The organism is Rummeliibacillus pycnus (assembly GCF_044359855.1).
GTDB classification, from domain to species: Bacteria; Bacillota; Bacilli; order Bacillales_A; family Planococcaceae; genus Rummeliibacillus; species Rummeliibacillus pycnus_A.
This window is the reverse complement of record NZ_CP132291.1, coordinates 3,096,906-3,123,567: the sequence shown is the minus strand read 5'-3', so window position 1 is coordinate 3,123,567 and position 26,662 is coordinate 3,096,906. Positions and strand designations below refer to the sequence as shown.

At 35.7% G+C, this 26,662-nt stretch carries 14 protein-coding genes and 1 tRNA gene; 7 read left to right on the top strand and 8 right to left on the bottom strand.

All coding sequences use genetic code 11. The annotated features are described in order from the left end of the window. The first annotated feature begins 319 nt into the window (after positions 1–319). The 6 genes from Q8X41_RS15285 to Q8X41_RS15260 all read left to right on the top strand — a co-directional run bounded on the left by Q8X41_RS15285 (position 320) and on the right by Q8X41_RS15260 (position 6,490). A complete protein-coding gene (locus Q8X41_RS15285; protein ID WP_397537118.1) occupies positions 320–1,714 on the top strand; it encodes a T9SS type A sorting domain-containing protein in 1,395 nt (464 codons plus the stop codon). A gap of 222 nt (positions 1,715–1,936) precedes the next feature. After that, positions 1,937–4,432 carry a hypothetical protein gene (locus Q8X41_RS15280; protein WP_397537117.1) on the top strand — a complete coding sequence of 832 codons (2,496 nt, stop codon included), beginning with the start codon at positions 1,937–1,939 and terminating at the stop codon, positions 4,430–4,432. 182 nt (positions 4,433–4,614) lie between these two features. Next, positions 4,615–4,686, top strand: a tRNA-Cys gene (locus tag Q8X41_RS15275). Between the two features lie 122 nt (positions 4,687–4,808). Beyond that, positions 4,809–5,291 carry an RNA polymerase sigma factor gene (locus Q8X41_RS15270; protein ID WP_397537116.1) on the top strand — a complete coding sequence of 161 codons (483 nt, stop codon included), beginning with the start codon at positions 4,809–4,811 and terminating at the stop codon, positions 5,289–5,291. A gap of 6 nt (positions 5,292–5,297) precedes the next feature. Beyond that, complete coding sequence (locus tag Q8X41_RS15265; RefSeq protein ID WP_397537115.1) at positions 5,298–6,197, top strand: anti sigma factor C-terminal domain-containing protein; 900 nt, start codon at positions 5,298–5,300, stop codon at positions 6,195–6,197. Positions 6,198–6,208: 11 nt separating this feature from the next. Beyond that, on the top strand, positions 6,209–6,490 hold the full coding sequence (locus Q8X41_RS15260) for a hypothetical protein (RefSeq protein WP_397540324.1): 282 nt from the start codon (positions 6,209–6,211) through the stop codon (positions 6,488–6,490). Here Q8X41_RS15260 and Q8X41_RS15255 read toward each other — a convergent pair. The 4 genes from Q8X41_RS15255 to Q8X41_RS15240 all read right to left on the bottom strand — a co-directional run bounded on the left by Q8X41_RS15255 (position 6,449) and on the right by Q8X41_RS15240 (position 17,767). Next, the gene (locus tag Q8X41_RS15255) at positions 6,449–6,778 is read right to left on the bottom strand and encodes a site-specific integrase (protein ID WP_397537114.1); all 330 of its coding nucleotides are present in this window, start codon (positions 6,776–6,778) and stop codon (positions 6,449–6,451) included. The genes Q8X41_RS15260 and Q8X41_RS15255 overlap by 42 nt on opposite strands. Positions 6,779–6,784: 6 nt before the next feature. Further along, positions 6,785–7,678 carry a tyrosine-type recombinase/integrase gene (locus tag Q8X41_RS15250; protein ID WP_397537113.1) on the bottom strand — a complete coding sequence of 298 codons (894 nt, stop codon included), beginning with the start codon at positions 7,676–7,678 and terminating at the stop codon, positions 6,785–6,787. A 231-nt stretch (positions 7,679–7,909) separates the two neighbouring features. After that, positions 7,910–10,879, bottom strand: a complete 2,970-nt coding sequence (locus Q8X41_RS15245; protein ID WP_397537112.1) for a hypothetical protein — start codon at positions 10,877–10,879, stop codon at positions 7,910–7,912. Positions 10,880–11,731: 852 nt separating this feature from the next. After that, entirely contained in the window at positions 11,732–17,767 is a 6,036-nt protein-coding gene (locus Q8X41_RS15240; protein ID WP_397537111.1) for an Ig-like domain-containing protein, read from the bottom strand. Between the two features lie 270 nt (positions 17,768–18,037). Between Q8X41_RS15240 and Q8X41_RS15235 the strand changes: the two genes are divergently transcribed. After that, on the top strand, positions 18,038–19,309 hold the full coding sequence (locus tag Q8X41_RS15235) for a HupE/UreJ family protein (protein WP_397537110.1): 1,272 nt from the start codon (positions 18,038–18,040) through the stop codon (positions 19,307–19,309). A 463-nt stretch (positions 19,310–19,772) separates the two neighbouring features. On the opposite strand, the gene Q8X41_RS15230 is transcribed toward Q8X41_RS15235, so the two are convergent. The 4 genes from Q8X41_RS15230 to Q8X41_RS15215 form a co-directional block, all read right to left on the bottom strand. After that, positions 19,773–20,195, bottom strand: coding sequence for a hypothetical protein (locus Q8X41_RS15230; protein WP_397537109.1), 423 nt, complete (start codon positions 20,193–20,195; stop codon positions 19,773–19,775). Positions 20,196–20,652: 457 nt separating this feature from the next. Then, positions 20,653–22,482 carry a polysaccharide biosynthesis protein gene (locus Q8X41_RS15225; protein ID WP_397537108.1) on the bottom strand — a complete coding sequence of 610 codons (1,830 nt, stop codon included), beginning with the start codon at positions 22,480–22,482 and terminating at the stop codon, positions 20,653–20,655. A 406-nt stretch (positions 22,483–22,888) separates the two neighbouring features. Then, positions 22,889–23,317 (bottom strand): VanZ family protein, encoded by a 429-nt coding sequence (locus Q8X41_RS15220; RefSeq protein ID WP_397537107.1) that lies wholly within the window; start codon positions 23,315–23,317, stop codon positions 22,889–22,891. Between the two features lie 441 nt (positions 23,318–23,758). Then, on the bottom strand, positions 23,759–26,464 hold the full coding sequence (locus Q8X41_RS15215) for a glucosaminidase domain-containing protein (RefSeq protein ID WP_397537106.1): 2,706 nt from the start codon (positions 26,462–26,464) through the stop codon (positions 23,759–23,761). Positions 26,465–26,662 lie beyond the last annotated feature (198 nt).

The following is a 26,662-nucleotide window of genomic DNA, read 5'->3' as shown; positions in this document are numbered from 1 at the left end:
TAAATTGTCATCCATAGACTCTATAGAATCGCGTAAATGCTTTTATTGCCTATCAAACCAAAAGTTCAATGAAAACATCTATTGTTATGAACACCAAAGAAGTATATAGGCAGTTAGGCACCTAACATAAAACACCTGATTTTCTTTCAAATCAGTTTTTTTACATATATTTTAAAATTAAATCAAATTAGTACTAAGCTAGCATTATTTATAATCTATTAACTATGTATTAAATAATTCCTTTAGCCGATTCCTCCATACATGGAAAATATGGTATTTTGTATAGGTACAAAATATTAATAACAAGGAGATGGATTTAGTGAAAAGAGTTATTCAATATTGTTCTCTTGTTTTGCTGTTCACTTTATGTGCAGTTGGTTTTAATGTGTCCCATGCACAAGCAGCAGCAGGAAACCTTCCATTTAATACATGGAAAACAGAATTTATCCAAACAGTTCAAGGTGAAACGTACACACTTAATATTCCAAAAGACGGTGTCGTTACATTAGAAATGAAAAATAACCTCAATTCAAAATGGGATATGGTGCTAACAAACAAGAACCAAAAAGAATTAGCAACAATGACTTCTACAACATATATGTTAAATGGCAATTCAACAAAGAAAGAAATCGGTATTCCTAAAGGGACTTATACTTTACAAGTGAAAGGTAACTGGGGCAACTTTGATACTACAGCTAGTCTTTTCAAAGTGAACTACAGCGCTCGCTCAGATTTTGAAAAAGAAGATAATACATTACTTCAAGATGCGAATGCTATTTCAATTAACAAAACATATTACGGGAATATCAGCTCAAACAATGACCGTGATAGCTATAAATTTGCATTAAGAGCTGACAGTAACGTTACTTTAAATTTAAGCAATCATAAAGACGTACAATGGGAAGCTGTCATCTATGATGCAAGTGAAAGAGAATACCTTCGCCTGAAAAGTACGGATACAACTTCGGGTAATGTAACAAAAAATGTAGGGTTATCTCGCGGTACTTATTATGTAGTGGTTCGTCAAATGGACTCACCTAAATACGCAAATGAACGGTACAACTTTAAAGTTTCTACAAATACAAACCAAAACGTTGAACAAGAAAATAACGATTCCATGTATAGTGCAACAGCAATTTCATTCGCAACTAATTACACAGGAATCATCTCAACCATAAATGATTTTGACTATTACCGTACAGAGATCAAAAACAATAATACGTACACTGTATTTTCACTTAGTAATAAGGCTAACACTTCTTGGTTAGTAACCATTTATAACGAAATGGGCGGAGAAGTTGGTAAATTTACTACTAAAAATTCAAATAGTGGATTTTCTTCATTCGCTACTTCCCTACCTCAAGGAATGTACTATGTTCGAGTTTCTGATCAATCAAACACAGTAAACAAACCATATAAAATTAATGTTTACACGAAAGCTAAATCAGCAGCACCTTCTTCAAAAAATATCTCAGTAGTAAATAAAAAAGGTGCCAAAGATACAATCACAGTGAAAAAAGTAAGCAAAAAAACTGTTGTGCGTATCTATAACTCAAAAGGGAAATTACTGAAAAACGCTACCGCTTCATCAAGTACTTTAAAAGTAAGCAAATTAAGCCTTGGCAAAAAAGCCGGCACAATTTACGTAACAATCCAAAAACCAGGTCAATTAGAAAGCTCTAAAACAAAAGTGAAATTTAAAAAGGAAAAATAACATTAAATCCTCACAAAAACCCTTGCATTTGTTGAAATGCAAGGGTTTTTAACGTTTTCACTTCTAACTAGTTAACCTAGATTCTCTCTACCTACATATAACAAACACTAGTTAAATATTTTCGCATAAAATTATGGTAAATTAAACCTGTATAGTTGATAATTAGTATAGTGGTGATTAACAAAATTAATAATCACATCCAAAAAAAGGAGGATATTATCCATGTTACATTTTAAACTTGCTAAAACTGCAACTGCTCTATTACTGGGAGCTTCAGTTCTAACAACTTCAGTAATAGTTCCAGGTGCAGATGCTTCTGCAAAAACCACTTACAAAATGACTAAAAGTGGGACACTTGTAAATGCAAAAACAAACAAATTAATCAAAGGTTACAAATCTTATTACGGTGTACTGTTTAAAGACGGTAAATCATTCACTGGTGTTTACAACAAAAGCTACTACAAAAATGGTGTTAAAGCTACTGGTACTTACAAAGGTGCTTACTACGTGAAAGGCGTTAAAAAAGTAACAACTGGAACTTACGCTGGCGCTTATTACCTTAATGGCGTTAAAAAAATCACGACAGGTACTTATTCTGGTGCTTACTATGTGAAGGGTGTAAAAAAAGTAACAACTGGAACTTATGAAAATGCATACTATGTAAAAGGTAAAAAAGTGGTTGATACTGGCCTTTATGAGGATAAATTCTATAAAGATGGCGTACTTAATGTAGGACTAGCATTATTCAATGAAAAATACTATTTTGATGCGGATCTAGCTAATGATACATATCTAGATAACGAAGTTGAAAAAGCATTTGAAGGTGGACTTGTTGTTGGACCTAAAGTAAAGTCTTTGGAAGCAATGAACGCAAAACAAATTAAAATTACTTTCAATCGTTCAGTAGATGCATCAACTATCATTGGTGCATCAAATACGCTAAAAAATATTACAGTGACAAAAGTAGGTTCCACTACTTTACCGGATTTAACAGCTGAATTATCAACGGATAAAAAATCAGTAATCATCACTGCTGGATCTGGATCTATTTTCACTGGTTCAAACGTGGTAGAAGTGACAGATAAAGTAGAAACAACGACTAAAGAAAAATTTGCAGCAAATACCCAAATTGTAAAAGTCGATGATAAAACGGCTCCAACATATGTTGATTTTACAAAACAAAATGCTTCTACCTTTGTCTTTAATTTCTCTGAACCCATCAATGATAAAGGATTCGTCGCATTAAAATATGCAGATGGTTCTTCTATTCAAGTACCATCCGACAACATCACCGTTGAGGGTTCTTCTATTAAAGTTGTATTACCTTCAACTGTAGTAGCTGGAAAAGATATTAAGGTATCATTCACTGGTTTAACAGACTTTGCTACTAATATCCTTGAAACACCATTCTCAGTCACTATTCAAAAAGGTGAAAAAGATGGTGTGGCTCCCCAAGTTACTAGTGTAACACCTATTAATGCAAAGAAATTTGAAATTAAATTCTCTGAAGAAGTTCAAGAGTTTGATAAAACAGACTTATTGATATCTGGTTCGAACTCTAACATCAAATCGATAACTAAAGATAAAACAGATAAAACAAAATACATTGTCGAGTTAAATTCTGCAATATCTGGCTTAGTAAATGTAGCAATTGCAGACAAATCATATTCTGACCTATCTGGTGAAGCTGGTAAAGGTTTCAATCAAATTATCAATTTTGTTGCTGATACTGTAAAACCAACAGTAACTGCATCACTTTCTATAGATAAAGACGACAAACAAGTATTAACCTTTACAACGAGTGAAGACACTACACTAGTTGCTTCAGGTACAATCACTCTACCAGCAAAAGCAGTTAAAAACTATGTCACAACTACAGGCAATATTAAATTTGCTGCTTCCGATTTAACACCTGTACCAAGTTCTTCAACTCAATACACAATTGCATTATCAAAACTAAAATTTGAAGATAAAGCACTAGAAAAAGATACTACGTACACTGTAGACTTAATCGCAAATGTATTTGCTGACGTAGCAGATAACAAAAATGCAGCAAAAAAATCTGCATTCTTATTCACTCGCGGTGAAGACAAAGATAACTCAAAACTAGTATTAACAGACAAACAAGTAACTGTTGTGGATAATGATACATTTACAGTTGACTTCGGTACGGATGTAGCTTTGGACAATTCAACTGTCGTAAACAAAGATAACTACTACGTAGCAGGCGCTACTATTGACTCCGTCACTTTAAATGCAAGTGGTGTAGCCACAGTAAAACTTGTATCTGGTTCAAACAACTATTCTGGAAACCGTACTGTAAAAGTTAAAGGCATCAAAACTCTAAACGGTAACATGATGGATGATTTTGTCACAACTAAGTCATTCAACGAAAATGTAAAACCAACAATTACTTCTGCAAAAGTTTCCAAAATCGTTGGTTCAACAACTGTCATTGTGACATTCAATGAAGAAGTAAAAGTCAATAATGACACAACATACAAAGTAAATATTGGTGGCAAAGAAGTAACAGGCACAGTTGCTTCCTTATCAAAAACAACTACAGGCAGCAAAGAAGTAACTCTTACAATTAATAAAGAATTAACAACTACAGACTTTGCAAGCGGCGTGACATTAACATCTGATGATTATCAAATAGTAGATGAAGCTAACAATAAAGCGGATATTACAGATAACGGGATTGTTGTTACTTTATAATTTAAGAAGGAGCTTTTAAAGAATATGAAGATCTTAATCTCTTAAGAGGTTAAGGTCTTTTTTATAGAGAACCTTGGGAATGGTGCCAGTCCCCCACACAATTAAAAATAAATGAATTTATTTCCTTTGGTTGAAACGCATAGTACATTCCTGTTTCTTTCAAGTAGTATACATAAATATTTGGTGGTGTAGCCAAGTGGTAACGGCAAAGGTCTGCAAAACTTTTATCCACGGTTCGAATCCGAGCACCACCTTAAAAAGCTTTCTTCTATTGGAAAGCTTTCTGTGGAAAATAATACCCTTAATTAAAATAATTTTACATTTTATGAAACGATTTTAATTTCCGTGCGTTGTTTAAGTGAAGAAGGAGGAAGTTATGGAAACAATTGAGAGGGTGTTTAATCTATATTCTAATGATCTTCTTCGCTATATTTACAGCCTTGTTAAGGATCAGCAACAGTCAGAAGATTTACTTCAAGAAACGTTTTATAAAGTATATATTGCATTAGACACATATCAAGGTGACAACATTAGACCATGGCTTTTTACCATAGCAAAAAACACTTGTATAGATTATTTTAGAAAACAAAAACATTTTACTGTGACTGCTGATGATTATTTTAATAGAATTCAAGTCGATTCAGATATAGAAGAAGATTATATAACACATGAAACACTGCAAGAAGCCTTAAAGATAATAAATAAACTACCTAAAAAACAGAAAAAGGCATTTACTCTAAAAATAATTAAGCAGTTTACATATGAAGAATGTGCTGAAATTATGGGCATGACGGTACCTGCATTTAAAAGCTTAATATTTAGGGTGAGATCTAGCATTAAACAAGAAATGGGAAGGTGATACACGGTGAAAGAATCATTAAATCACACGGACATATTATTAAAAGCTAAGAGTAAGGCCAAATGGAATACGATTATTAGTATATTGTCAACTCTTTTATTGATTGGTCCGGTAATGTTCTTATTATCTTTAACATATTACTCAATTGGAGATAGAGCCAACAAGCAGATACTTACACTTGAAACTATATACTCACTAACTGATCCGACAATGACGATTAATGACAACAAAGTTAGAAGTTCAATTTCTCCTTTTTTTGGTTTAACAATTGATGCACCAATAAAACAACAATATAATTCGACTGAATATAATGTGGGATCACATGAAGTAACCTATAGATTTGGTAATGTAATTTCTCAAAAGCAGAATTTGAACATTCCTAAAGAAACGTCAGCTACTTTTCCACAAACAATTATAAATGAGGATTTAGATGATTCTACCAATGGATTAGATAAGGATAGTACCGTTAATGCATTCGTAGTTTTTAAAAATAGTATTGAATATGGTAAAGTATCACAATTCTTAAACGAATATAATGCAAAGTCTATTTGGAATGCTGTTGAAACAGGTAAGGAGAAACAAGCCTTAAGCGATAAAACACGGGGGATTACTCTAATTGGTTTCCCGTCTAATAATAGAGCCCCTGAAAATTCTGGTTTCATAGATAAATCTACACCTGTTCAATTATTTTACGAGCAATTAGCATTTATATCTTCCAATTCTGATATGGTTGATGAACTCATTTGGCCAATATCTTTAGAAATAAAAGAAAGAAGAAACTATATCAAAGATAATGGTTTGAAACTATATGGTGCTACGTTATCAATTAAGGTAAAAGACCTTGACGCTATGATAGAAGATGAAAAAATATCAGGTATGAAAGTAATAACACCAGAAATGCGTTAGGAGGAAACGAAGTGACTTCAGAAAAATCAATTAACATCTATTTTTCAATAGGTTTAGTATCTGTATTATTGAGTTTTATAAGCTTAGCTTTTCTTAATTTTAGTTTGTTCACAAATTCCATGCTTACAATAGCTTATCCTTTACCGATACTTACAATTATATTATCTATAATCGCTCTGCTAAATAAAGAAAGTAGAAAATACGGTTTATACGGCTTAGGGTTCACCCTTTTTACCTTTGTATTTTTAGTTCTAGTGGTTGTAATGGAACTCAATATAAATTATCACCCATGAAAATAAAAACTCGTTCGGTTCTAAGAAACTGAACGAGTTTTTTACTACTCGAAGATGTAACATTAGGACTCTCATGGATATAAATTTTATGTTGATTGATCGCGGTTTTAAACCTTTTTCCTCCATTGAAGCGAGCCAGGACCGAATATCAGTAGACTTTACACTGTCATAGTCCTTGCCGCAAAAGGAAAAAAATTGATTGAGGGCAATCTTATATCCCCTAATCGTTTCTGAACTAAATCGAGCTTGGTGATCTTGAAAGAAAGATTGTTGAACGTCTAGATTCATAGGTATCTACTCCATTTTATTTTGATAAGCCGAAATTATATCTTCGGCAGGAATACGTGCATAGACTCGCGTAGTATTTAGATTGCTATGGCCCATTTCATCAGCGATAAATTCTAAGTCTGCCCCTTTTGATAACATATTCGTTGCAAAAGTATGTCGACAAACATGAGGGTGTAACGATTGCCTCAAACCAGCCTTTCTTCCAACCTTCTTTATCACTGCGTAGATTGCGCTTTGTTGAAGGGGTTGACCAAATTTGTTTAAAAATAAAGGCTCCGTTGGATCAACTGACCTCGTTTGTAAGTAATCTTTTAACACGAAAGCACACTCTTCTGAAAAGTGGGCATGTCTTATCTTTTTCCCTTTTCCTTTGACTATTACTGTTCGTCTATTAAAATCAACATCTTGAATCGTTAATTGAGCCACTTCAAACCTGCGGCATCCTGAAGAAAAAAGAAGTAATACAAGCGCTCGATCTCGAGTGGACAAGCCCTCAGCGGTTCTTTTAACTCGAGCATACTCCTGTTCGGCTAGATATTTCGGCAACGACTGCGGTATTTTTGGACGCCAGCGCTGTTTAATAACCACAGTATCCAAATAATCTTCTAAAAGACAAAAATTAAAAAATGAAGAAAGCGTGGAAATTACCTGGTCCAGTGTTCTTTCTTTTTTACCAACAGAATAGGCTTGTAACCACTTAAGAACATCCTCTGATGTTAGCTCAGAAATAGGAATTAAACACTCAAGAAAGAATCGCTCTAATATCGAACGATATCTTGAAATCGTCGTTTCAGCTTTATTTGCTAGTTTTATACTTAACAAGTATTCATTTAATATTGTTCTTGTTTCTATCGGGATACCTTCATCGGTACTAATCCAATATTTTTTTGTTAATTTCATCCTATTAACCTCCTTTAAATTAACCAATTATCAAGAGAGTGATATAAACATCATTAACCAAACTTTCCTCTTTTAATCATTTTTATTGATATTATTTATTCATAACAATTTGGATGACATCTGGACGCACTAAAAAAGCCCTTAACCTCCGAAGAGATTAAGGACTTAATTTGTATTCTAAAGTCAGAATTATTTCGGTGACTGGCACCAAATAATAGTTTTAAAATTTAATTATTTTGCAGCGTCTAATGCTTTTTGTGCTGTGTCTACATCTGCATCTGCTTTTACTTTAGCATCTTGTGCTGTTTTTAGATCTGCATCTGCTTTTGTTTTAGCGGCTGTTGCTGCTGTTACTGCTGCATCTGCTTTTGTTTTAGCATCTTGTGCTGCTGTAATTGCTGCGTCTAAAGTTGTAGTATCAGCTCCAGGATTTGCTGCTACAAAGTCAGTTTTAGCTTTATTAGCAGCAGCTAGGTCTGCATCTGCTTTTGTTGCTACTGCTTTTGCATCAGTTTCGTCTTTTGCTGCTTTTGTTGCTGCTGTTTGTGCATTTGTCACAGCTGTTGCTGCTGTTGCTGCTTTTGCTTTTGCTGCATCTAAATTTTGTTGTAGAAGTGTAGTACCTGTAACGTTTACTTTTACTGAAGTATCAGTAATAACATTTCCATCTACTACTACTGAGAAGATTACGCTACCTTTAGATACTGTACCAGTTACAACTTTAGCACCATCAATCGCATTTGTAGCATCTAAGTTAGTAGAGTTTGCTGCAGCTTTTGCAGTTACTGTACCAATTACTGTATCACCTGTAGAATAATCACCGCTATCATCACGGTCGATATATAAATCACCTTTTGATAATTTATCAGTTGATGCAGCAGTTGTAGCAGCTTTACCAGTATAGATACGTACACTGTTTGCTACTGGAGAAGATAAAGTTACATCTTTAACGATATCATCTTTGTTAGTTGCACCTTCAGTAATATTTAATACATCTTTATAGTTAATTTGTTTACCATAAGTTACTTCAGGAGCTGATTTCCATGCTACTGATTTGAATGAAGTACCAGCAGTATTAACCGTTACAGTTTTTGTATCAACTAAGTTATTATTTGCATCATAAATTGCAACAGTTGTAGTACCTTTTCCTTTAATTGAAACTGTGAATGAAGTACCAGAAGTAATTTTATATTCGCCTGTAGCATCTCCATTTACTTTTACAACTGAACCGTTAAATTTAACTTTATATCCAGCTAAATCAATTGCAGATTTAATTTTAACACCATCTTTATTGAAAGTGCTCAATTGGTATTCAACAGTATCGTCACTAGCTAATTCTGCATCGATTACATCGTCAGATGATTCTGATGTTGGAGCATAAGTTAATTTAGTAGATGCGATAGCGTTATCAGCAGTAGTTTTTACTGTAAATGTACCAACAACAGATTTTGTTGCTAAATCTTTAACTACTACAGTACCTGATTGGCCAGCAACAGTTGCTGTACCAAGAGTTAATGGAGCAGTTCCATTTGCACCTACAACTAATTCAGGTGAATTTCCAAATGTTAAACCTGTAACATCAGTAGGAACTACAGCAAATAGACCTGAAGCACCAGCTTTTAATACATCACCATATTGATCGAGGATTTTAATGTTAGATGTTGAAGAATTACCATCAACAAAGATAGATTGGTTAGCAGCAACTATGCTTTTCGCATAACGTTGTTCACCTTTAACTGTAATAGTTACCTCTTTAGTAACTTTACCTACAGTAATTTTTAATGTTGCAGTACCAATTTTGTTAGCAGTAATTGTATTATTGCTAGCAACAGAGATAACTGAATCATCAGATGAAGTTACTTTTACGTTTGGATTACTTAAAGTAGTTGCAACTTCAGCTTTGTTAGAACCTACACCTAGAACTAGGTTTTCAAATACTGCAGACTCGTTAACTACTAATGTTGAACTAGTTTGTGTACGGCTAGTTGTTGTATTAGCTAATTCGTAATCACTGATTGCAGTAGCTGCATTATCTAAGTTAGCAATTTTGATTTCTGCTTTTTCAGAGTTTAAAATTGCAGAACCTTTAGATACAACAACAGTTACTTTATAAGTACCAGTTTTTAAGCCTGAAGATTTTAATGAACCAGTTGTAGATGAAGCGAATAGATCAGTTGTTACATTTTTACCTTCAGAATCGTATGCATTGAATTCAACATTGTAACCTGAAGATAATAGATAATCTACAGAAGTTGCAACGCCATCAACTAATACAGTTAATTTTTGGTTAGCTGTATCATCATCATAAGTACTAGCTAGTACTGAAACTGCTTTTGGTCCGAATGCATAATTTACAGTTAAGTCTTTAGTTTCAGTACCAACTTTTACAGATACTTTTACATCTTTGTTAGCAGGTAATGAACCGTTTAATTTAACTGTAGCTGTTTTCCAGTCAGCAGATGGAGTTAATGAAGTTACTTCAACACCAGCAACAGTAACGTCAGCAGCTTTTAGTTTACCTAGAGCCGCACCAGAAAGTGTGATTTCTGATTGGTTAACTGCACTTACAGAAGCAACTGAAGTTTTAACTACAACACCGTTTTCGTAAGCGTTAGTATCGTTGTTGAATTCGAATACGCCGTTTGCAAGATCAGCATCTTTGTATAGTTTGTCTTGGAATAATGCAAGACCTACGTTAAGTACGCCATCTTTGTAGTATTTGTTTTCGTAAAGGCCAGTTGAAACAACTTTTTTACCTTTTACATAGTAAGCTTTGTTGTAAGTACCAGTTGTTACTTTTTTAACGCCTTTTACGTAGTAAGCGCCTGAGTAAGTACCAGTTGTTACTTTTTTGATACCTTTAACGTAGTAAGCACCTGCGTAAGTACCAGTTGTTACTTTTTTAACGCCTTTTACATAGTAAGCGCCTTTGTAAGTACCTGTAGCTTTAACACCGTTTTTGTAGTAGCGTTTGCTGTACACGCCAGTGAATTTTTTACCGTTGTTATAAAGTTTACCTTTATAAGATTTGTAACCTTTCACTGTTTTGTTAGTTTTTGCGTTTACAAGTGTACCTTTTTTTGTCACTTTGTAAGTAGTTTTTGCTGAAGCATTTGCGCCTGGAACTAATACTGCACTAGTAAGTACAGAAGCACCAAGTACAAGTGCTGTTGCAGATTTAACAAATTTATGATTTGCCATGAATAAAAATCCTCCCTTATTGGATATGATTAGCATTTTGCTGGTTTTTTGTTTCATCAGCTAATCATGCTTAGCCTAATTATCGACTATCAGAGGGAGAATTTCCACCTTTTTTTCTGTAAAAATATTCAACATAAAAAGTACAATATCACTATATTATCAAAAAAAGCAAAAAAATTATACATTTTTTCTCAAATAACAATATTTTTACAAAAATTATTTGATTTATACAACATAAACATAAAACGTAGGAATATAAGATTATTTTGTAGCTTTGTATTTTACTAATTTAAGATGATTTTTAAGTATATAATTATTTGTAACATTTGCATAATAACGAAACAAATTAATTTCTGTATAAAATCGTTTGAAATTTACTCAATACTCAGAAAGTAATTTTGAGTTTCTTCCTTTATATATAGTTTTTTTAAAACAGTTATGTATTTTGATATTTTGACATCATCATGACAATTTCAATTTTCAGTCATACTATTATTCGGAATGACTATTACAAATGTTACGCAATTGTTGGATATTGTAATAATATAGCACGAGATTTTCTGTTGTTTTTTTATAAAGGGTACCCTGTAAAACTAAATTGCAATTCGTTATATCGGTCGCTTTTTGTTTTGTACGATAACTGATCTTAAATGATCATTATACGAATAGAAGTTTTTTCGAAGAAACTATTGATTGCTACTGTACAGTAAATGAGACAGCGGTGGATCATGCAGAAACCGAGAGAGGATCTGTCTATACAAAAACACCACCTGACTAGTCTCGACTAATCAGGTGGTGTGGAATTAGCTTATGATTGAATTGTAGTAAATTGTATGCGTGCCAGGTATCGTTTTATTTTTTCACGATTACTTTTTTGGACTTACTTGTATTTCCAGCTTTGTCTTTAGAGGTGATGGTTAAGACTTTGCCTGCTTTTTGTTTTGGTAGTTTAATCGCAAACTCGCCTTTTTTGTTTGCTATTGCTTTTGCGATAATTTTATTTCCTGACTTTACATATACGGTTGATCCCGCTTCTGCCTTACCTGTTATTTTCGTTGTGTTAGCAGTGATTTTATCAACTTTTGGCGTATTTGGTGGTGTTTTGTCTTCTACCTTGATTGTTGTTGTTTTGCTGATATTTCCTGCATTGTCTATTACTTTGATCGTAATCGTAGTACCAGCTTTTATCTTCTTCATGTTAAAGCTATAGTTACCAGATTTATCAGCTTTCACACTGCCTTGGTATTTTCCTGAGATGTAGATTTTAACAGTGGCATTAGCTTCTGTTTTTCCACTTATCTTCGTTGATTTATCCGATACTTTACCTACCTTAGGTGCTGTTGGAGCTGTTTTATCAATCGTGAATTTGATGATGGTTACTTTTCCATCTTTGTCCGTTACGATTAATGCGTGTTCTCCTTCAGCAGTAATCTTCGTACCGCTACTATATTCTTTCCCATCTAGAGTTGCTGTTGCATCCTTTGCTAATGTGAATACTACGTCTTTATTTGTTTGGGTATTATTTTCAACACCATTAGTAATTGGAGGTGTTGGTTTACCACCGGAAGAGCCATCACCTGAACCAGAATCAGAACCTCCTGATGAGCCATTGCCTGAACCAGAGCCAGAACCTCCTGAAGAGTCTGATCCAGATTTCGGCGTTCCTACTAACTCTCTAGTATCTCTCACACGAATTCGAGTTCCTTGTGAGAAGGAGCCTGAAAGTCCGACAGCTTCTAATGTATCGCCCGCTTTCAGATTTGGTACTGGAATATTGCTTTGGTTGACGATATAACCGTCTGTAAATACGAGCAAATCTCCAGAACCGTCATTGATAACATATGAGTTTTCATCGAATTTCGATACAACTTTGCCTTTCACTTTTACTAGAAGCCCTTGGTTGGCAGCAGTTGTTGCTTGACCAGTTAATACGGTCTTCGGTTCTAATGGTTTTCCTGATTTTAGTTTGATGACATCTTTGTTGAAACTTGTAAACTCTAATTCTTTGTTGTTTTCATATGTTTTCATATGACCATATACGCGTACTTTATCGCCTTCTTTTAGAGAACCAGCCGGTACTTCTTGGAAGGCCATAATACCACCTGTGTCATCTTGAAGATAGAAGGCGTCGAAGAATACGCCTGCAGCTGTAGTGACTGTTCCTTCTATTACTACATTTGTATCATCAGACAGTTTGCGAATTTCCGCGATTTTCTGCACTTTGGTATCTCGTTTTGCTAACCAGTTGATGGAATTAAATGCTAGCTCGTCATTACCTTTCGGTTCAAAGGCTTCATCCATTTGTTTGTCGTTGAAGAAATTCATACCGGAAACGATGATACGTCCACTGCCAATTTCTTCAGTTGCAATTAATGGAATTGCTGAGCCGCCTTTATCGTCTGAAACGTTATCGTACGTGTAGCCACCCTTGATATTTTTTTGGTAAGTTGTTTCATTACCTTTTGCGAGAATGGTCAGCTTATCATTCGCTTCCAGTGCTTTATTGTCAATTCCAGACAAGCTTGCACCGCTATAGTAATCGACAAATGATACACGGTCTGTTATATAGTTTGAAACTAATCCTGGATGAATTCTGACAGCAAAAGGACTTACTGCTGGATCACTCCAGAAATTACCTGTCTTACTATCATCGAATACACCATCGTTACTGATTCGAATGGCTGAACCTAATTGCGCTAGTAAAGCATTATTATTATCAGGTGTTATGCTACCGTTATTACTTTTACCTGCCATAAATAAGGAACCGCCATTTTGTACGAACTTATTAACAGCTACTTTTTCATCATCTGTCAAAGCTTTTGTTGCGTTTGTAAATACTAATACTTTAACATCTTTTAAGACGTCATCTGTCAGTGCTGTTTTATTTTCAGTTACAGTATAGCCTTCTTTTTGAAGCATCAGTGTAAAGGCTTTTAAGTTATCTTTATATGTGCCACCATCAGCGCTTGTATTTTCGTTGCCGTGATTGGCATCGATTAGTACTTTCTTGCCTAGTGATTCTTTTACTTTGATGGCTTCTGTGTACTCTACTTTCCCAATATCGAGTCCATCTTTTGAAGTCACCACTACAATAATTTTATGGTCACCTTTTAACGGGTTAGGCCATGTAACTGTTGCAGATGATGAACCCTTTGTAGGAATGGATGTAATATCTTTTGAATCAATTAGATTTTTTTCATTTACTTCATCGTAATAGAAATCTACTTTTAAATTCTTGATTGCTTCTGTACCATTGTTTGCTACAGTTGCTGTTAGTTTTGCTGGGTTCCCATCGATAACGACCCCACCATTTACATCAAGGTCATTTACTTTGACATCCACTGATTCTTCTTTTGACCAAATTGGTGAAGAGTAAATTTGTTCGCCATCCATTTGAGTTACTTTAACGACAAACCACTGTTGACCACCTGATACTGTGTACTCTGGTTTCCAAGTAAAGTCTTTTGTCATCGGTTCAATGGTATCAACTACTTTTCCTCCATTTGTAATCAGTTCCACTTTTTTAATACGGTCGTCTGATTTATATGATGTTGGCAGATATGCATAATCACTATTATTATGTGCTTCTGCTACTGGGTCGTCTCCTTTAATATCAAATTTCAATGATTTGCTATCAACTGTTGAGCCCATGTAATAACCATTTGCTAATACATCCAACTGGAAGTTTGGATCTTCTTCCATATAAACACGCATGTTGCGCATTGCATGTAGAAGAGACTCTTGCTTTAGACTATCTGCAACGATGACTGTACGTGCGTTAGTTTGTCCCCAAGTTCCATCATGATTATCTTCACCATATGTTGGAGCGATATGCCATCCTAGATCTAGAGCTGAGTAGAATTTCTTTTCTGCATTGGCATAGCCATAGTGACCAGAACCATTTCCAACTTCTAACATCGTAAATAGTTTATCTACTTCTTTGTTATAAGGTTTGAAATTATTAAATGCATTGGCCGACATATCTGGGTGGTTGAATTGACCAACGATATCGTCGTAAGTTAATACCCATGCATAGTATTGGCTTAAATCTTGATATTGCTTGCCGTTAATATTACGGTCGATAAAATTATCCGTACCGAAGATGTTAGAATGTCCCCATGTTGTAGATGTCATTTCAAATGCTGGGAACACGACATAATCATCTTTTGTATATTGTTTTGCTAGGTCCTTTGTTTGCTGCCATTGAGCGCCGCCTGAACGTTCTTGCATATTGCCACGAGTTACGGTGTCTTGTCCAAGTTTTTCTGGATCAATATCATGTGAGTGGTCTGAAAATGCAAACCAATCATAATGATGCGCTTTCCCTGCTTTTAATGCATCTTCTGGTGTACCAGCTGCATCATGTGAGATATTCGTATGGTTATGCGTTGTTCCTCGGTAGTGATGGCCACCTGTGAAACGAGCTATCACTTCGAAGGTCCATTCTTTTTCTGATTGGTTACCTTTGTTGTCTGATGCAGATACCTTCACTTTATGATTACCAAGAGAGAGATCCTCTTCAGGAGTGTACTTTACTTGTGTTTTACTGATATTTGCTTGTGGTGCTTTGAGCTCTTTACCGTCTAACCACAGTTTTACTGAATCTTCTTTTATCCCACTTGGGTCATTGATGAGTGCTGAGATTTCTGGTCTTGGTGATTCCACTTTTGTATTGTCTTGTGGTGTTAGACCAGTGATTTCAGGGCCAGCTTTGTCTTCGATTACTGCTACTGTATATGGTTCTGTTTTTGTACCCTTTGTTTGAGTTTGTTCCCCTGCTTTTGCTTCGATGTAATATTGGAAGCCGCTTTGCGGAACTTTTTCTTTTGGTAAGGTTGCTGTGTAACGGTTTCCGCTCCCTTTATCCATTTTTAATGCGGTGTAATCTGTTGCGTCCGTTGTTTTGTAGTAAACTGTGACAGAATCTGCTCCATCTGCCTCTGCTTCAAAATCTACGTTTACGTCTTTATAAACTTGTTTAATAGGTGAATGAGTAATACCAAGGATTGGTGCAATATCTTTTACATCACGTGGAAAGACTTGATAACCACTCTTTGGTGATGCATTTGTTGTATATTGCCCTACAATCCCAGTGACTGTGTAGCTTTTATTAATTTCCAAGTCTGTTTCAGGTTTAATACCAGTTGTACCCATTACGCGTAATGTTGTTGCTTTATTGTTTTCATCAACGAAAGTCACATTGTAGTTTGGAGCAGTGACTGCAACTGCAGAAACTTTTCCTGTTACTGTTACAAGGCTACCTTCTAGTGGTTCTGCTTTTTCATATATCGTTAGATCCAGGATTGTGACTGGTTTTGGATCTGGAATTGAATTTCCTTCACTAATTTTCTCTATTGAAGTTGCTTCCAATTCTAATAAACCATTGTAAATTAATACTTTACCTGTTACTCGAACTCTATCACCTTTGTTCGTTTTAAAAGGTGTTTCTACTGATCCGAAAATATTGATTCCAGCTGTTTCATCTTGAATATAAAAGTTTTGCTTTTGTGTTCCAAGAATTTGGTTATTGACTGTTGCTACACCTTCTATAGTGAAAACTTTATTTAAGTTAACTGGTTTTCCGTTTGCATCAGGTTCACGTACATCCTTGATTTTCGAAATGACAGAAGTATCTGCTTTTGTTACTGAGACAGGTGCGCTTTCTAACATAATTCCCTTACTGCCGTTTGTGATTTGCGTTACATAAACAGTGTCAGGTGCGCTGTCGATTGTTACATTAAAACCACCTGAAGCATCGGCTTTTACTTCAGTTTTTAGTAAACTAGTGCCAGATTCAGCTTTGGCAGTAGGGTAGACATTGATTATTGCATTTGCCGTAGCAGATTTTGCGTTACCGATTAAAGTACCTTTGCCGTTTGTTACTACATAGCTTAACATTGTTTGATCAATATTTTTGCTGGCAGTTGCTAAGTCGATTGCAATTGCGTCACTTTCGTCAAGACCAGTTTGTGTTGCTGAAACATAGATAGAAGAAAGAGGTGTTTCTTTTGTGAAATCTGCTGTGAAGGAACCGTCTGCTTGTGCTGTTGCAGTTGTTAGAGGAGTTCCTTTGGATGCAGTTTCATATATTTTTACCGTTGAATTAGGCTCAACTGCATCTACTTTCCCCATTATCGTTGCAGTATTTCCTTGTTGGTTAAATTGAATATTTGTTCCTTTAGGTTGCAAGCTGAGTTTAGGAATCATCGGTGATTCTGTTGGACTTGCTGTGTTTCTTGCTGTGGGATTAGTAACTGCGAAATCTGCAGCATTGTCATCTGAATCCCATGCGTTTCCTAGTCCTTGTGCTGGTGCGACATTTGCGTATGGTCTACGTTGAACGCCTGTTGTGTTAGATGGAGCTGGTGTTGGACCTGTGCCTTCAAATCCTTTAGAAGTGGTATTACTGCCACCAAAACCTACAAGATCAATCGCACCCGCTGGAGTTGTACCACTAGCTAGAGTAGTAGTGTTTAATAAAACCACTTTCCCACTAGTAGCAGATATTGCAATTGAGCCAGTTACATCTGGTGTTGGTAGATCAACACCAACGGTACCACCTTTTTCTGCGATCAAATAATATCCATGCGCTTTAATAGTCCCCTTTAATTCTGTGGGAGTCCACGTGTTCCCAGTGGATGAGGCATACTGAATTGACCAATTATCAAGTGATACATCTTGATCTGTAGGATTGTACAATTCGATAAAATCCAAATTATAGGGAGCCCCAGCATTTCCTCCCCCACCATAAACCTGAGAAATAACCACATGATTAGCTTGTTCTGCGTGAGCTTTATTCATAAATTTACTCGGCAAAATCGTGCTAATCACTAGAAGAACGATCATGAACAAACTTGTCCATCGGTTGAACTCCTGATTCCTTTTCATCCATTTACCACCTTTGTTGTTTTATTGTAATTAAAACCAATGATTGGTAAGTCCTATGACGTCAGACAACCTAATATTTTCAATTACTTTTTTATTTTACTAGATGGATGTTACTTTTTATATATCATTTCGTAAATTATTTTATAAAAATTCTAAATAAACTTTTAACTACTATGCAAATCAGCTATAAATATGGTTATATAAAGAGAGATTGCTATTGTATATCCATTTAAAATTATTTTTATATAAAGAAGAAAGAGAGGTATACATATGAAATTATCTATCAAAAAATTATTACCCAGGTTTAACATTGGACATCTTACTTTAATTACTCCCATTTTATTTCTTATTTTATTTATTTCCCATCCATTGAAATCTTCTGCCCATGCTTACAGTGCTAGTTATACAAATATATCAATGGAAAAAGATAAAACTACAATGGAATTTTCTTTAGATACGTTATCTATATTTGAACTATTGCCCTCTATTGATCAAAATAAAAACTGGATTCTGGATTCTTCTGAAATCAAAAAGAACAAGCATCATTTAGAAGAATTGATTACTGAAGGGCTTACGCTTGATAAAGGGAATCAAGAGCAAACACCTGAAGTTAAAGACATGAAGATTATCAAAAAGAAGAACAAAGAATTTCTTACAGTCACAATGATCTTCCCAGCATTTACTCCTGGTGATACGCTGAATTTTAATGATGGATTCTATTACAATGATTCCGCAACAAATTATATCAATCTAATTACTGCCTCTTATATGGGAGAGAAGAGTGAGGGGGTATTAGAGGGTAAAAATCGAACTTGGACGATGTTGCTTACAGAAGTTCAACAGGAGCAACAAGCTGATGGCAGTGGTACGGCACAGGAGGATTCAGGGAATGGTGCAAGTGATAATCGTGATGGAGAAACTGTTCAAGCGAATGCACAAAATGAATCAGTCCAAGGAAATGCTGAGCAAAAATCGGCGGGTGTTACTGCTACAACAACTTCATCTTCATGGCTATCATTCTTGAAACTTGGTATGCATCATATATTATTTGGCTATGACCATTTGTTGTTCTTATTGTCCTTATTAATCGCAAGACAAAGCTTCAAACAAATTGTGGCAACGATTACAGCATTCACTGTTGCACATAGTATCACGCTAACTTTCTCAGTACTTGGTATCATTAACGTACCAGCAAGTATCGTTGAACCAGCTATCGCACTTAGCATTTGCTACGTAGCATTGGAAAATATCTTCCGCAAAGATATTAGTCATCGATGGGTACTAACATTTGTATTTGGATTAATCCACGGCATGGGTTTCGCTGATATTTTAAAAGAGATGAATCTACCAAAAAGCTCCTTAGCTATTGATTTAGCTAGTTTTAACATCGGAATTGAAATTATTCAACTTGCCATTGTAGCACTTCTATTGCCAGTCCTAACTTGGGTATATCGCTCGAAGTATTCAAAGCAAGTGATTATTGGAGTTTCAAGTCTTGCATTTGTTTTGGGTGGAATTTGGTTGATCGAACGAGTGATTTAGAGTGAATGACGTTTGGAATTTGAAAGGGATTCTCTATTGAGATCCCTTTTTTGGTGGCGAGGAATTGATTGCTCGGCTTGATCGCGGTTGGGATTTTGGTATTTCTTTGATTTTGAGTCGCGGACGAAGATGAGCATTATTGGGGGGGATTTTTACTCGCATTTTGTCGGAGTTTACTCGCGGATCCGGTCCGTTTATTCACTCTTTGGGTTCGTTTATTCGCTCCTTGGATTGGTTTATTCCGGATTCGATTCGTTTACTCTCGAAATATCGAATTGTATCCTCGTTTCGTGCGTTTTAAGTCTTTCATTTCAATTCGGATGGATGATTATCACTTCCTCGAATTTATTTAACACAAAAAAACACCACCTGAATTGACTCGACTAATCAGGCGATGAAGATTTTAATTTATGATTATTAGTACTACAAATGAGTAACATTGCATTTGTAATTTTGATTGTCTTTAAACATACTCGGATATATCATACTTTGCAATAATCTCTCTAATCTCTTTTAACGTAAAAATAAGAGAGTCATAATTTACTTCTTCATAACCGAAAAGTCGTTCATCGTTCCAAAATGATATAGGAGCACTCTTAAATAACTCGCCCATGCACTTACCTATGACGTCCTTTGGTTCATAATCTCTGTTTAAGTAATATGATGCTCTTCCATTTTCTATTTTTACTAAAATAATACCTCTTGTAGTCAAATCAGATAGACGTTCTCTTATTCTTGTCACTTCTTGCTTTTGACTGTGCTTTTTCCACCTCTGCCAAAAGCGTTTTGTTTTAAAAACTATCCTCTCTTTACTCGTCGGTACCCCAATTTCCTCCAGAGCTATTAAAATCGCAAGATCAAACTGAGTATTAATTAAATGCTTCATTATTAATCCCTCCAAGTCTATGCTTAACAATAAATTAATTACCATAGATGAATAGACATTCGAATCAAGACCTTTTCTTCTTACGGTTCAGCCTTTTGTTAAGATATCTTGCTATTTCGGTAAATATTATTGGCCCTTTATTAATTGTATTTGTACTTTTAGTAAATTATGTCTGCTTGTTCGCAGTGGTTGTTTTACTACTGCTGTGGTTTGGGTTGCGGACGAAGAAGAGTATTATTGTTTTTGATTTTCACTCTTGTTTTACTGGAGTTTACTCGCTCTTTTTGTTGGTTTATTCGCTCTTATGACCAGTTAATTCGCTCTCTTTACTAGTTCATTCGCTAATACGATGTTTTAAGTCCTTGTCCTAGGAGTTACAGTAACTACTACTGATACATAGACAGAAAAAAGCTCATCTACATTTCGTTCAAATGTTGATGAGTTTTTAGTTTTATTCTTAGGCACCAGCTTTACTCAGCTTAGATTTTTCGCTAATTTTGGTATTGGCAATTTCGATGATGATTTCTTTTATTTCTTCGGAATCTAGATCTAGTAGCGTTTCCATCACCTTGTATAGCTTTTGTTTGTCGATTGGCTCAGCCTTCCCGATGAAGATTTTCGGAAATACCTGCTTCTTCTGAACTTCATTGTCATTCAACAACTCTTCAAACAGCTTCTCGCCAGGTCTTATCCCAGAAAACTCTATTCCTATTTCTTCTTCTGTATAGCCTGATAGGGTGATTAAATTTCGAGCCAAGTCCACAATTTTGACGGGGTCACCCATATTTAAAACAAATACCTCGCCCCCCCTTGCCAACGCCCCAGCCTGAAGCACGAGCCGAGAAGCTTCTGGAATCGTCATAAAATATCTTGTCATTTCTGGATGGGTTACTGTTACTGGCCCCCCAGCTGCGATTTGCTTTTTAAAGAGAGGAATGACACTGCCGCGGCTTCCTAAGACATTTCCAAAGCGAACCGCCACGAATTTTGTTGTGCTTTCTTTTGCTAAGTTTTGTACGATCATCTCAGCAAAACGTTTTGTTGCACCCATGATATTAGGCGGATTTACTGCTTTATCTGTAGAGACCATGACAAAACTAGCCACACCAAATGTGTGTGCTGCTTCTGCTACATTTTTTGTTCCGAAAATGTTATTCTTTACCGCTTCGATTGGGTTATATTCCATTAATGGTACATGCTTATGTGCTGCTGCATGATAAACCACATCTGGCAAATACTTACCCATTATCTCGAAAATTCGCCCTTGATCTTGAACATCTGCGATAAGAGGAATTAATTCAATTTCATCTTGATAGAATTTTCTTAGCTCCATGTCAATTGTGTAAATACTATTTTCGCCATGGCCTAAGAGTAATAACTGTTTGGGATAGAATTTGCATAGTTGTCGGCAAATTTCAGATCCAATTGAACCACCAGCACCTGTCACTAACACTGTTTTCCCTGTTATTTCTCCAGATATACTCGTTATATCTAATTCCACTGGTTCCCTGCCCAATAAATCTTCCACTTGAACATCTCTAAATTGATTGACTGAAATTTTACCTGAAACGAGGTCTTCAATAGATGGCATGATCTTCGTCTTTGCTTTAGTTTTTGCACTTTCCTCGTAAATTCTATTTAACTCTGATTTTGTGAGAGAAGGAATTGCGATGACGATATTTTCGACCTTCAATTTCACTACTAGTTTTGGAATATCTTGAATCATCCCTTTTACCTCTACTCCATACATTTGTAGCTTTGTTTTTGTCGGGTCATCGTCTACAAATGCAATTGGATAAAGGTCAGTTTCTGTATTTTTTAATAATTGTCGAACGACCATTGTACCAGCAGATCCAGCTCCAACGATTAACGTCCGTTTTTTATCGGGATTTGGTGTGATAAAACGATCTCGATATACTCTCCATGAAAATCTTGAGCCCCCTATTAAAATCACATGCATCATCCAAGTAATCGCCAGTACACGTATATTGGCATGTTGGAAAACGATTAGTTGAATGATGGCTGTTGTTAGCATTGAGAATGTAACAGCCTTTACAATAGCTAGCAATTCTCGAATGCTCGCATATTCCCAAGCATTTTGATACATGCGGTATATCGTTGCAAATAGATGATGGCTTATTAATAAGGTAATGGAACTAACCCAAAGCGAAGGCATTGTATAAGTCTTCATAATAGGATCTAATAAAAAATACCCAAAAAATATTGCTGAGAAAACTATGATAGAGTCTAATAACATTAGTAACGGCAATCGTTTGTTGTATGGCACTTCGAGTCCTCCTTCATCCCAAATTGAAACTACTATAAAGCTGATTCATTATATGGTGCTTTTTTATTAGCTATGACTGAAAAATACGTTAATTCGAGGGAATTGGAGAATTTGCGCTGAAATCGATAGTGAAATTGTCTTGAAGTAAGTAGCAAAATGAAATGATTTCTTTTTGTACTAGGTGGAAGTATATAATTTTTCATGCTATTTACGAATTAAATGTCCTACATAAAAAACTATTTATATAGTGTTAATGTCACTAATCATTTTAATGAATTGTATAAAAAGAGCTTTCATGTGCTTTATTTTCGAATATTATTATTCACAGAAAAAATCGCCTGACCGTTTATTGGATCAGGCGATTTTTTTAGTATTGAATTGTATGAGTGATTGTAGCCGGCCGGGGTTAATTGGTCACTACATTTCTCTGGCTTCTTTGTTTATATCTTTTTATTGCATAGGTAAGTACGGTTAAAGCGACAATAGCACCAAAAGAATCTATCATTACATCGAAGATTGACGATGTTCTTCCACTTACTAATAATTGATGAATTTCATCTGTTCCCGCGTAGAGGGTTGTGCAAAGCCATGCCTTGAAAACTCTGTTCTTTTTAAAAACAAAATACAAAATAATTGCTAAAAAGCCGAACACCGTAATATGTGCTAACTTTCGAATTAGATAATTCAGGATTTCTGCTACTGGTTCACTTATTCCTAATGATGTGTGGATTATATTCAAAGTATTTGATCCAGTTGCGGAGGGAGAGGCCGTAATATTGTAGATCACGATGAGCCATATAATGGCGGTGAATAGTGCAAAGTAGCTTTTTCTCATAAAAACATCCTTTAGTTAATTTGTTGGTTGCTGAACGCTTCTCAATGTTGGGATTCGTTTGTAGAGACGGACAAAGTTTATCCTGATTTACAGAATAATATGCGTTGTGTATCCATGAAGAGCTAAAGGGAAGTATATGATTGTTGAGGGTTTAGTATTACTTATTGATGGGGTGGGGATGGGGTGAATGGATGGATGGATGGGATTGGGACTACTTGGCGGGTGATTGGCACCAGTTAACTTGATTTGCACAACTCGATGGTTTACTTGCACCACTCAAGCTTTCACTTGAACTACTCGCACAACAACTTGCACCACTCGCGACTTGGCTTGCACTACTCACCAATTGTTTGGCTCAACTCACAAATCATTATCCTATTCATTTTATAAACACGAAGGCCCTAATCTCTTTTGAGGTTAGGGCCTTCGGTAATTATGGTTTTAGAATTTCGTGATGATTGTTGAGCTGATCCAGGCTGTTGTGGTTGTGCCTGGGATGTAGATTTGGTACCAAGTTGTGTTGTTTTCGTCTTTTGCTGTTACGGCTGTACCTTTTGAGTCTGTTACTAGTTTTAGATATTTATCTTTGTTAAGTGTTGCCACGATATTAGAGTCTTTTGATGTTGCTTTGTCACGAACGTTGGATCCATCTCCGTTTGTGACCGCTAGATTTTGGATGTTTAAGTAATCACTTCGGATCCATGCTTGGTCATTGCCATTGTAGCTGACACGGAACCAACGACCTTTTAGATTACCTTTACTATCTTCATAGTCCCAGATATCTTTGTTGTGTCCTAAAATAGTAATCGGTTGTCCTAATGTTAATGTTCCAATTTGTCTAGCTGTTGTTGCATAAGGCATCGAGTAGACCGGTGTTAGTAGTGTTGCAGTAGCTGTGATCCCATCATCAAATGTAAAGAATGTATCAGGCTGTGGTTTGTCTGCTGGGATGATATGGTTATAGACAGTCGCTACTGGTGCTGGATTTAATGTACTTAGTGGATGAGCTCCATAATATGTGCTGTCATAGGGTTTCATCTCTTCCATTAGTCTTGAAATGTTACGACCCCAGTTTTGGTCTGTTGCATATTTAGTATTCATCCCTGCAATGCTGACACCATTATTATAGATGGCACCCGCTTTTAAATATTTGTTATAGATGGCATCTGCATAATATTCGAGTCCTGCTTGTCCAGATGGGAAGTATAAAGCACATGTGAATGGTGCTGAGTCATATGCTTGATAGCCAAAGAAATTGTTTTTGTACTGTGAGATTAATGAACCTCCCCACCCTGTTTCCCAAATTGCATGGGCAAACATGAATTGTGCATTGATGCCGTATTCCTCTTGAACTTTAAGAAATGCTGGAATCATTTTGTATAGATTGTTTGTTTTGATACCAGTACCTTTTTTCTTTATAAGATAGTCTTGCATTTCGTTTTGTGTGATGTTCGATGTTTTTCTTAAGTTCTCTGCTAAATAATCGTTCCCTACTTGCTCTGGTGTGATCCAGACTGTTTTGCCTCCGATACTGCCTTGATAATATGTTTTACCATTGATGACTTCTGTTTTCTTAGCTGTGAAGGCATTTGCTCGATAATTTGCAAGTGAACTATAAACGACGTTGTTTGTCGTGCCGCTTGAGATGTTATATGCTTTGCCGAAACCTGTTAAGTAAAGCTTTACGTTTGTTGCGGTAGATGACGTGATATCTGTTAAGGTGATTTGACCTTTTTCTATCCATCCTACTGATTTGGTTTTTGTACCGTCTGTTCGACTAATTTCGTAGTAGGTCTTGTTATCAACGATTGCTTGTTTGTACACATAGAAATTTTCATTTGTATAGTTCGTGCCTGCATCAATTGTTTTTGTTAAGTCGGTTAGGTCTTGATAGATTTTCGTTGTTGTATCTTTTAGTGTGCCGACTTTTGTAATAGCTGTTGCTTCTGGTTGTTGCGATGTATCTGGTTTTGATGGATCCGTCGGTTTTGTCGGATCTGTTGGTTTTGAAGGATCAGTTGGTTCTTCAGGTTTTGGTTTGCTTGGTTCTTTATAGTTTTTCACTTGTTCTGAAGATACCCAGATGTTTTTGTTGTTCGTTGTTTTTCCTTGGTACCAGATTTCATCACCTGCTTTAATTGCTTTGTTGATGGTGATTTTTTTGTCTTTGTATGCTGTTAGTGATTTTTCTACAATATCGTTTTTGCCGCCCCATTGGATGTTGTAGCCTTCTCCTTTTCCTGTTAGTGCTTGCTGCGTTGTTGGGATTTGAGCTGTAGCTTGCGTCACCGATTTTACATCTGAACTTTTAATCCAGCCAACTTTAGCTGCACTGCTTGTTGGGTTCGTGCTTAGTTGGAAATAGATATCTTTTCCAATCGTTGCTTGTTGGGTAATGTAATAGGTTTTACCTAGTTTCTTTTCCGTTGCTTGTGCTGACTTTTTTAGATCATTGATATCTGGATAGACGTTGGCCATTTGTGTATTGATGCGTCCAAGTCTGTTTACTGTTTTAAGTACCGGTTTGACTACAGTTATTGGTTTTTTCGTTGTCAGTTGGTCTGATTTTAGCCAGACTGTTTGACCATTTAGCGTACCGTTGTACCATGTTTCGTCACCGGCTTTTACAGTTGTTTTTGATTTAAACTGTGTCCCTTTGTCTTTGTTAAGGGATGTGAAGAGGACGTTGCGCTCTCCGCCCCATGGTCTTGTGTAGCCTTTACCCGTTCCTGTTATATATCTGGGTGTCGTGCTGTTTTTATTAATCGTATACGTTTTGGTTGTGAGGTCTTGTGCTTTCACCCAACCAATTGATGGTTGAGTTGTGCTTTTGTAGTTGCTCACTTGGTAATAGGTTGTCTTGTTGTATACTGCTGTTTTGTTTATGTAATAAGTACTCTTCAGTTTCTTAATATCTGCTTTTGTTCCTTTTGTTGCGGTTGGTGAATTATAAATAACGGCTTTTTCATTTTTGATTTGGCCTAGTTTACTAGTATTTGTTTGCTTTACTGTTTTTGTAGATTGAGTAACAGTTGTCTTTGCATCTGCTTTTAGCGCAGGTAGTGACATCGATATTGTTGACGCAAGCATAGCTGCAGAGATGACTGCTGTTGTTAGTTTTCTTGTTGCCTTTTGTTGTGATGACATGTTGATCCTTCCTTTCTATGAAAATGATGGATTTTTAATAACTATAGCATGATTTTAAGTGCTTTGTATAAGATGAATTTGGATTTTTATTGAAATATTGATAGTTTGATGGTGGGTTTAGGATGTGAGGTTTACTTGCGAGTTTGAGTGATTTATTCGCTACTTTGATCGGTCTATTCGCTCTTTGGATGGATTTAT

Coding starts and splice junctions, on each gene's coding strand:
- Q8X41_RS15280 (WP_397537117.1), top strand. CDS start 1,937: ATGTTACATTTTAAACTTGCTAAAACTGCAACTGCTCTATTACTGGGA.
- Q8X41_RS15270 (WP_397537116.1), top strand. CDS start 4,809: ATGGAAACAATTGAGAGGGTGTTTAATCTATATTCTAATGATCTTCTT.
- Q8X41_RS15255 (WP_397537114.1), bottom strand. CDS start 6,778: ATGAATCTAGACGTTCAACAATCTTTCTTTCAAGATCACCAAGCTCGA.
- Q8X41_RS15250 (WP_397537113.1), bottom strand. CDS start 7,678: ATGAAATTAACAAAAAAATATTGGATTAGTACCGATGAAGGTATCCCG.
- Q8X41_RS15245 (WP_397537112.1), bottom strand. CDS start 10,879: ATGGCAAATCATAAATTTGTTAAATCTGCAACAGCACTTGTACTTGGT.
- Q8X41_RS15240 (WP_397537111.1), bottom strand. CDS start 17,767: ATGAAAAGGAATCAGGAGTTCAACCGATGGACAAGTTTGTTCATGATC.
- Q8X41_RS15235 (WP_397537110.1), top strand. CDS start 18,038: ATGAAATTATCTATCAAAAAATTATTACCCAGGTTTAACATTGGACAT.
- Q8X41_RS15230 (WP_397537109.1), bottom strand. CDS start 20,195: ATGAAGCATTTAATTAATACTCAGTTTGATCTTGCGATTTTAATAGCT.
- Q8X41_RS15220 (WP_397537107.1), bottom strand. CDS start 23,317: ATGAGAAAAAGCTACTTTGCACTATTCACCGCCATTATATGGCTCATC.
- Q8X41_RS15215 (WP_397537106.1), bottom strand. CDS start 26,464: ATGTCATCACAACAAAAGGCAACAAGAAAACTAACAACAGCAGTCATC.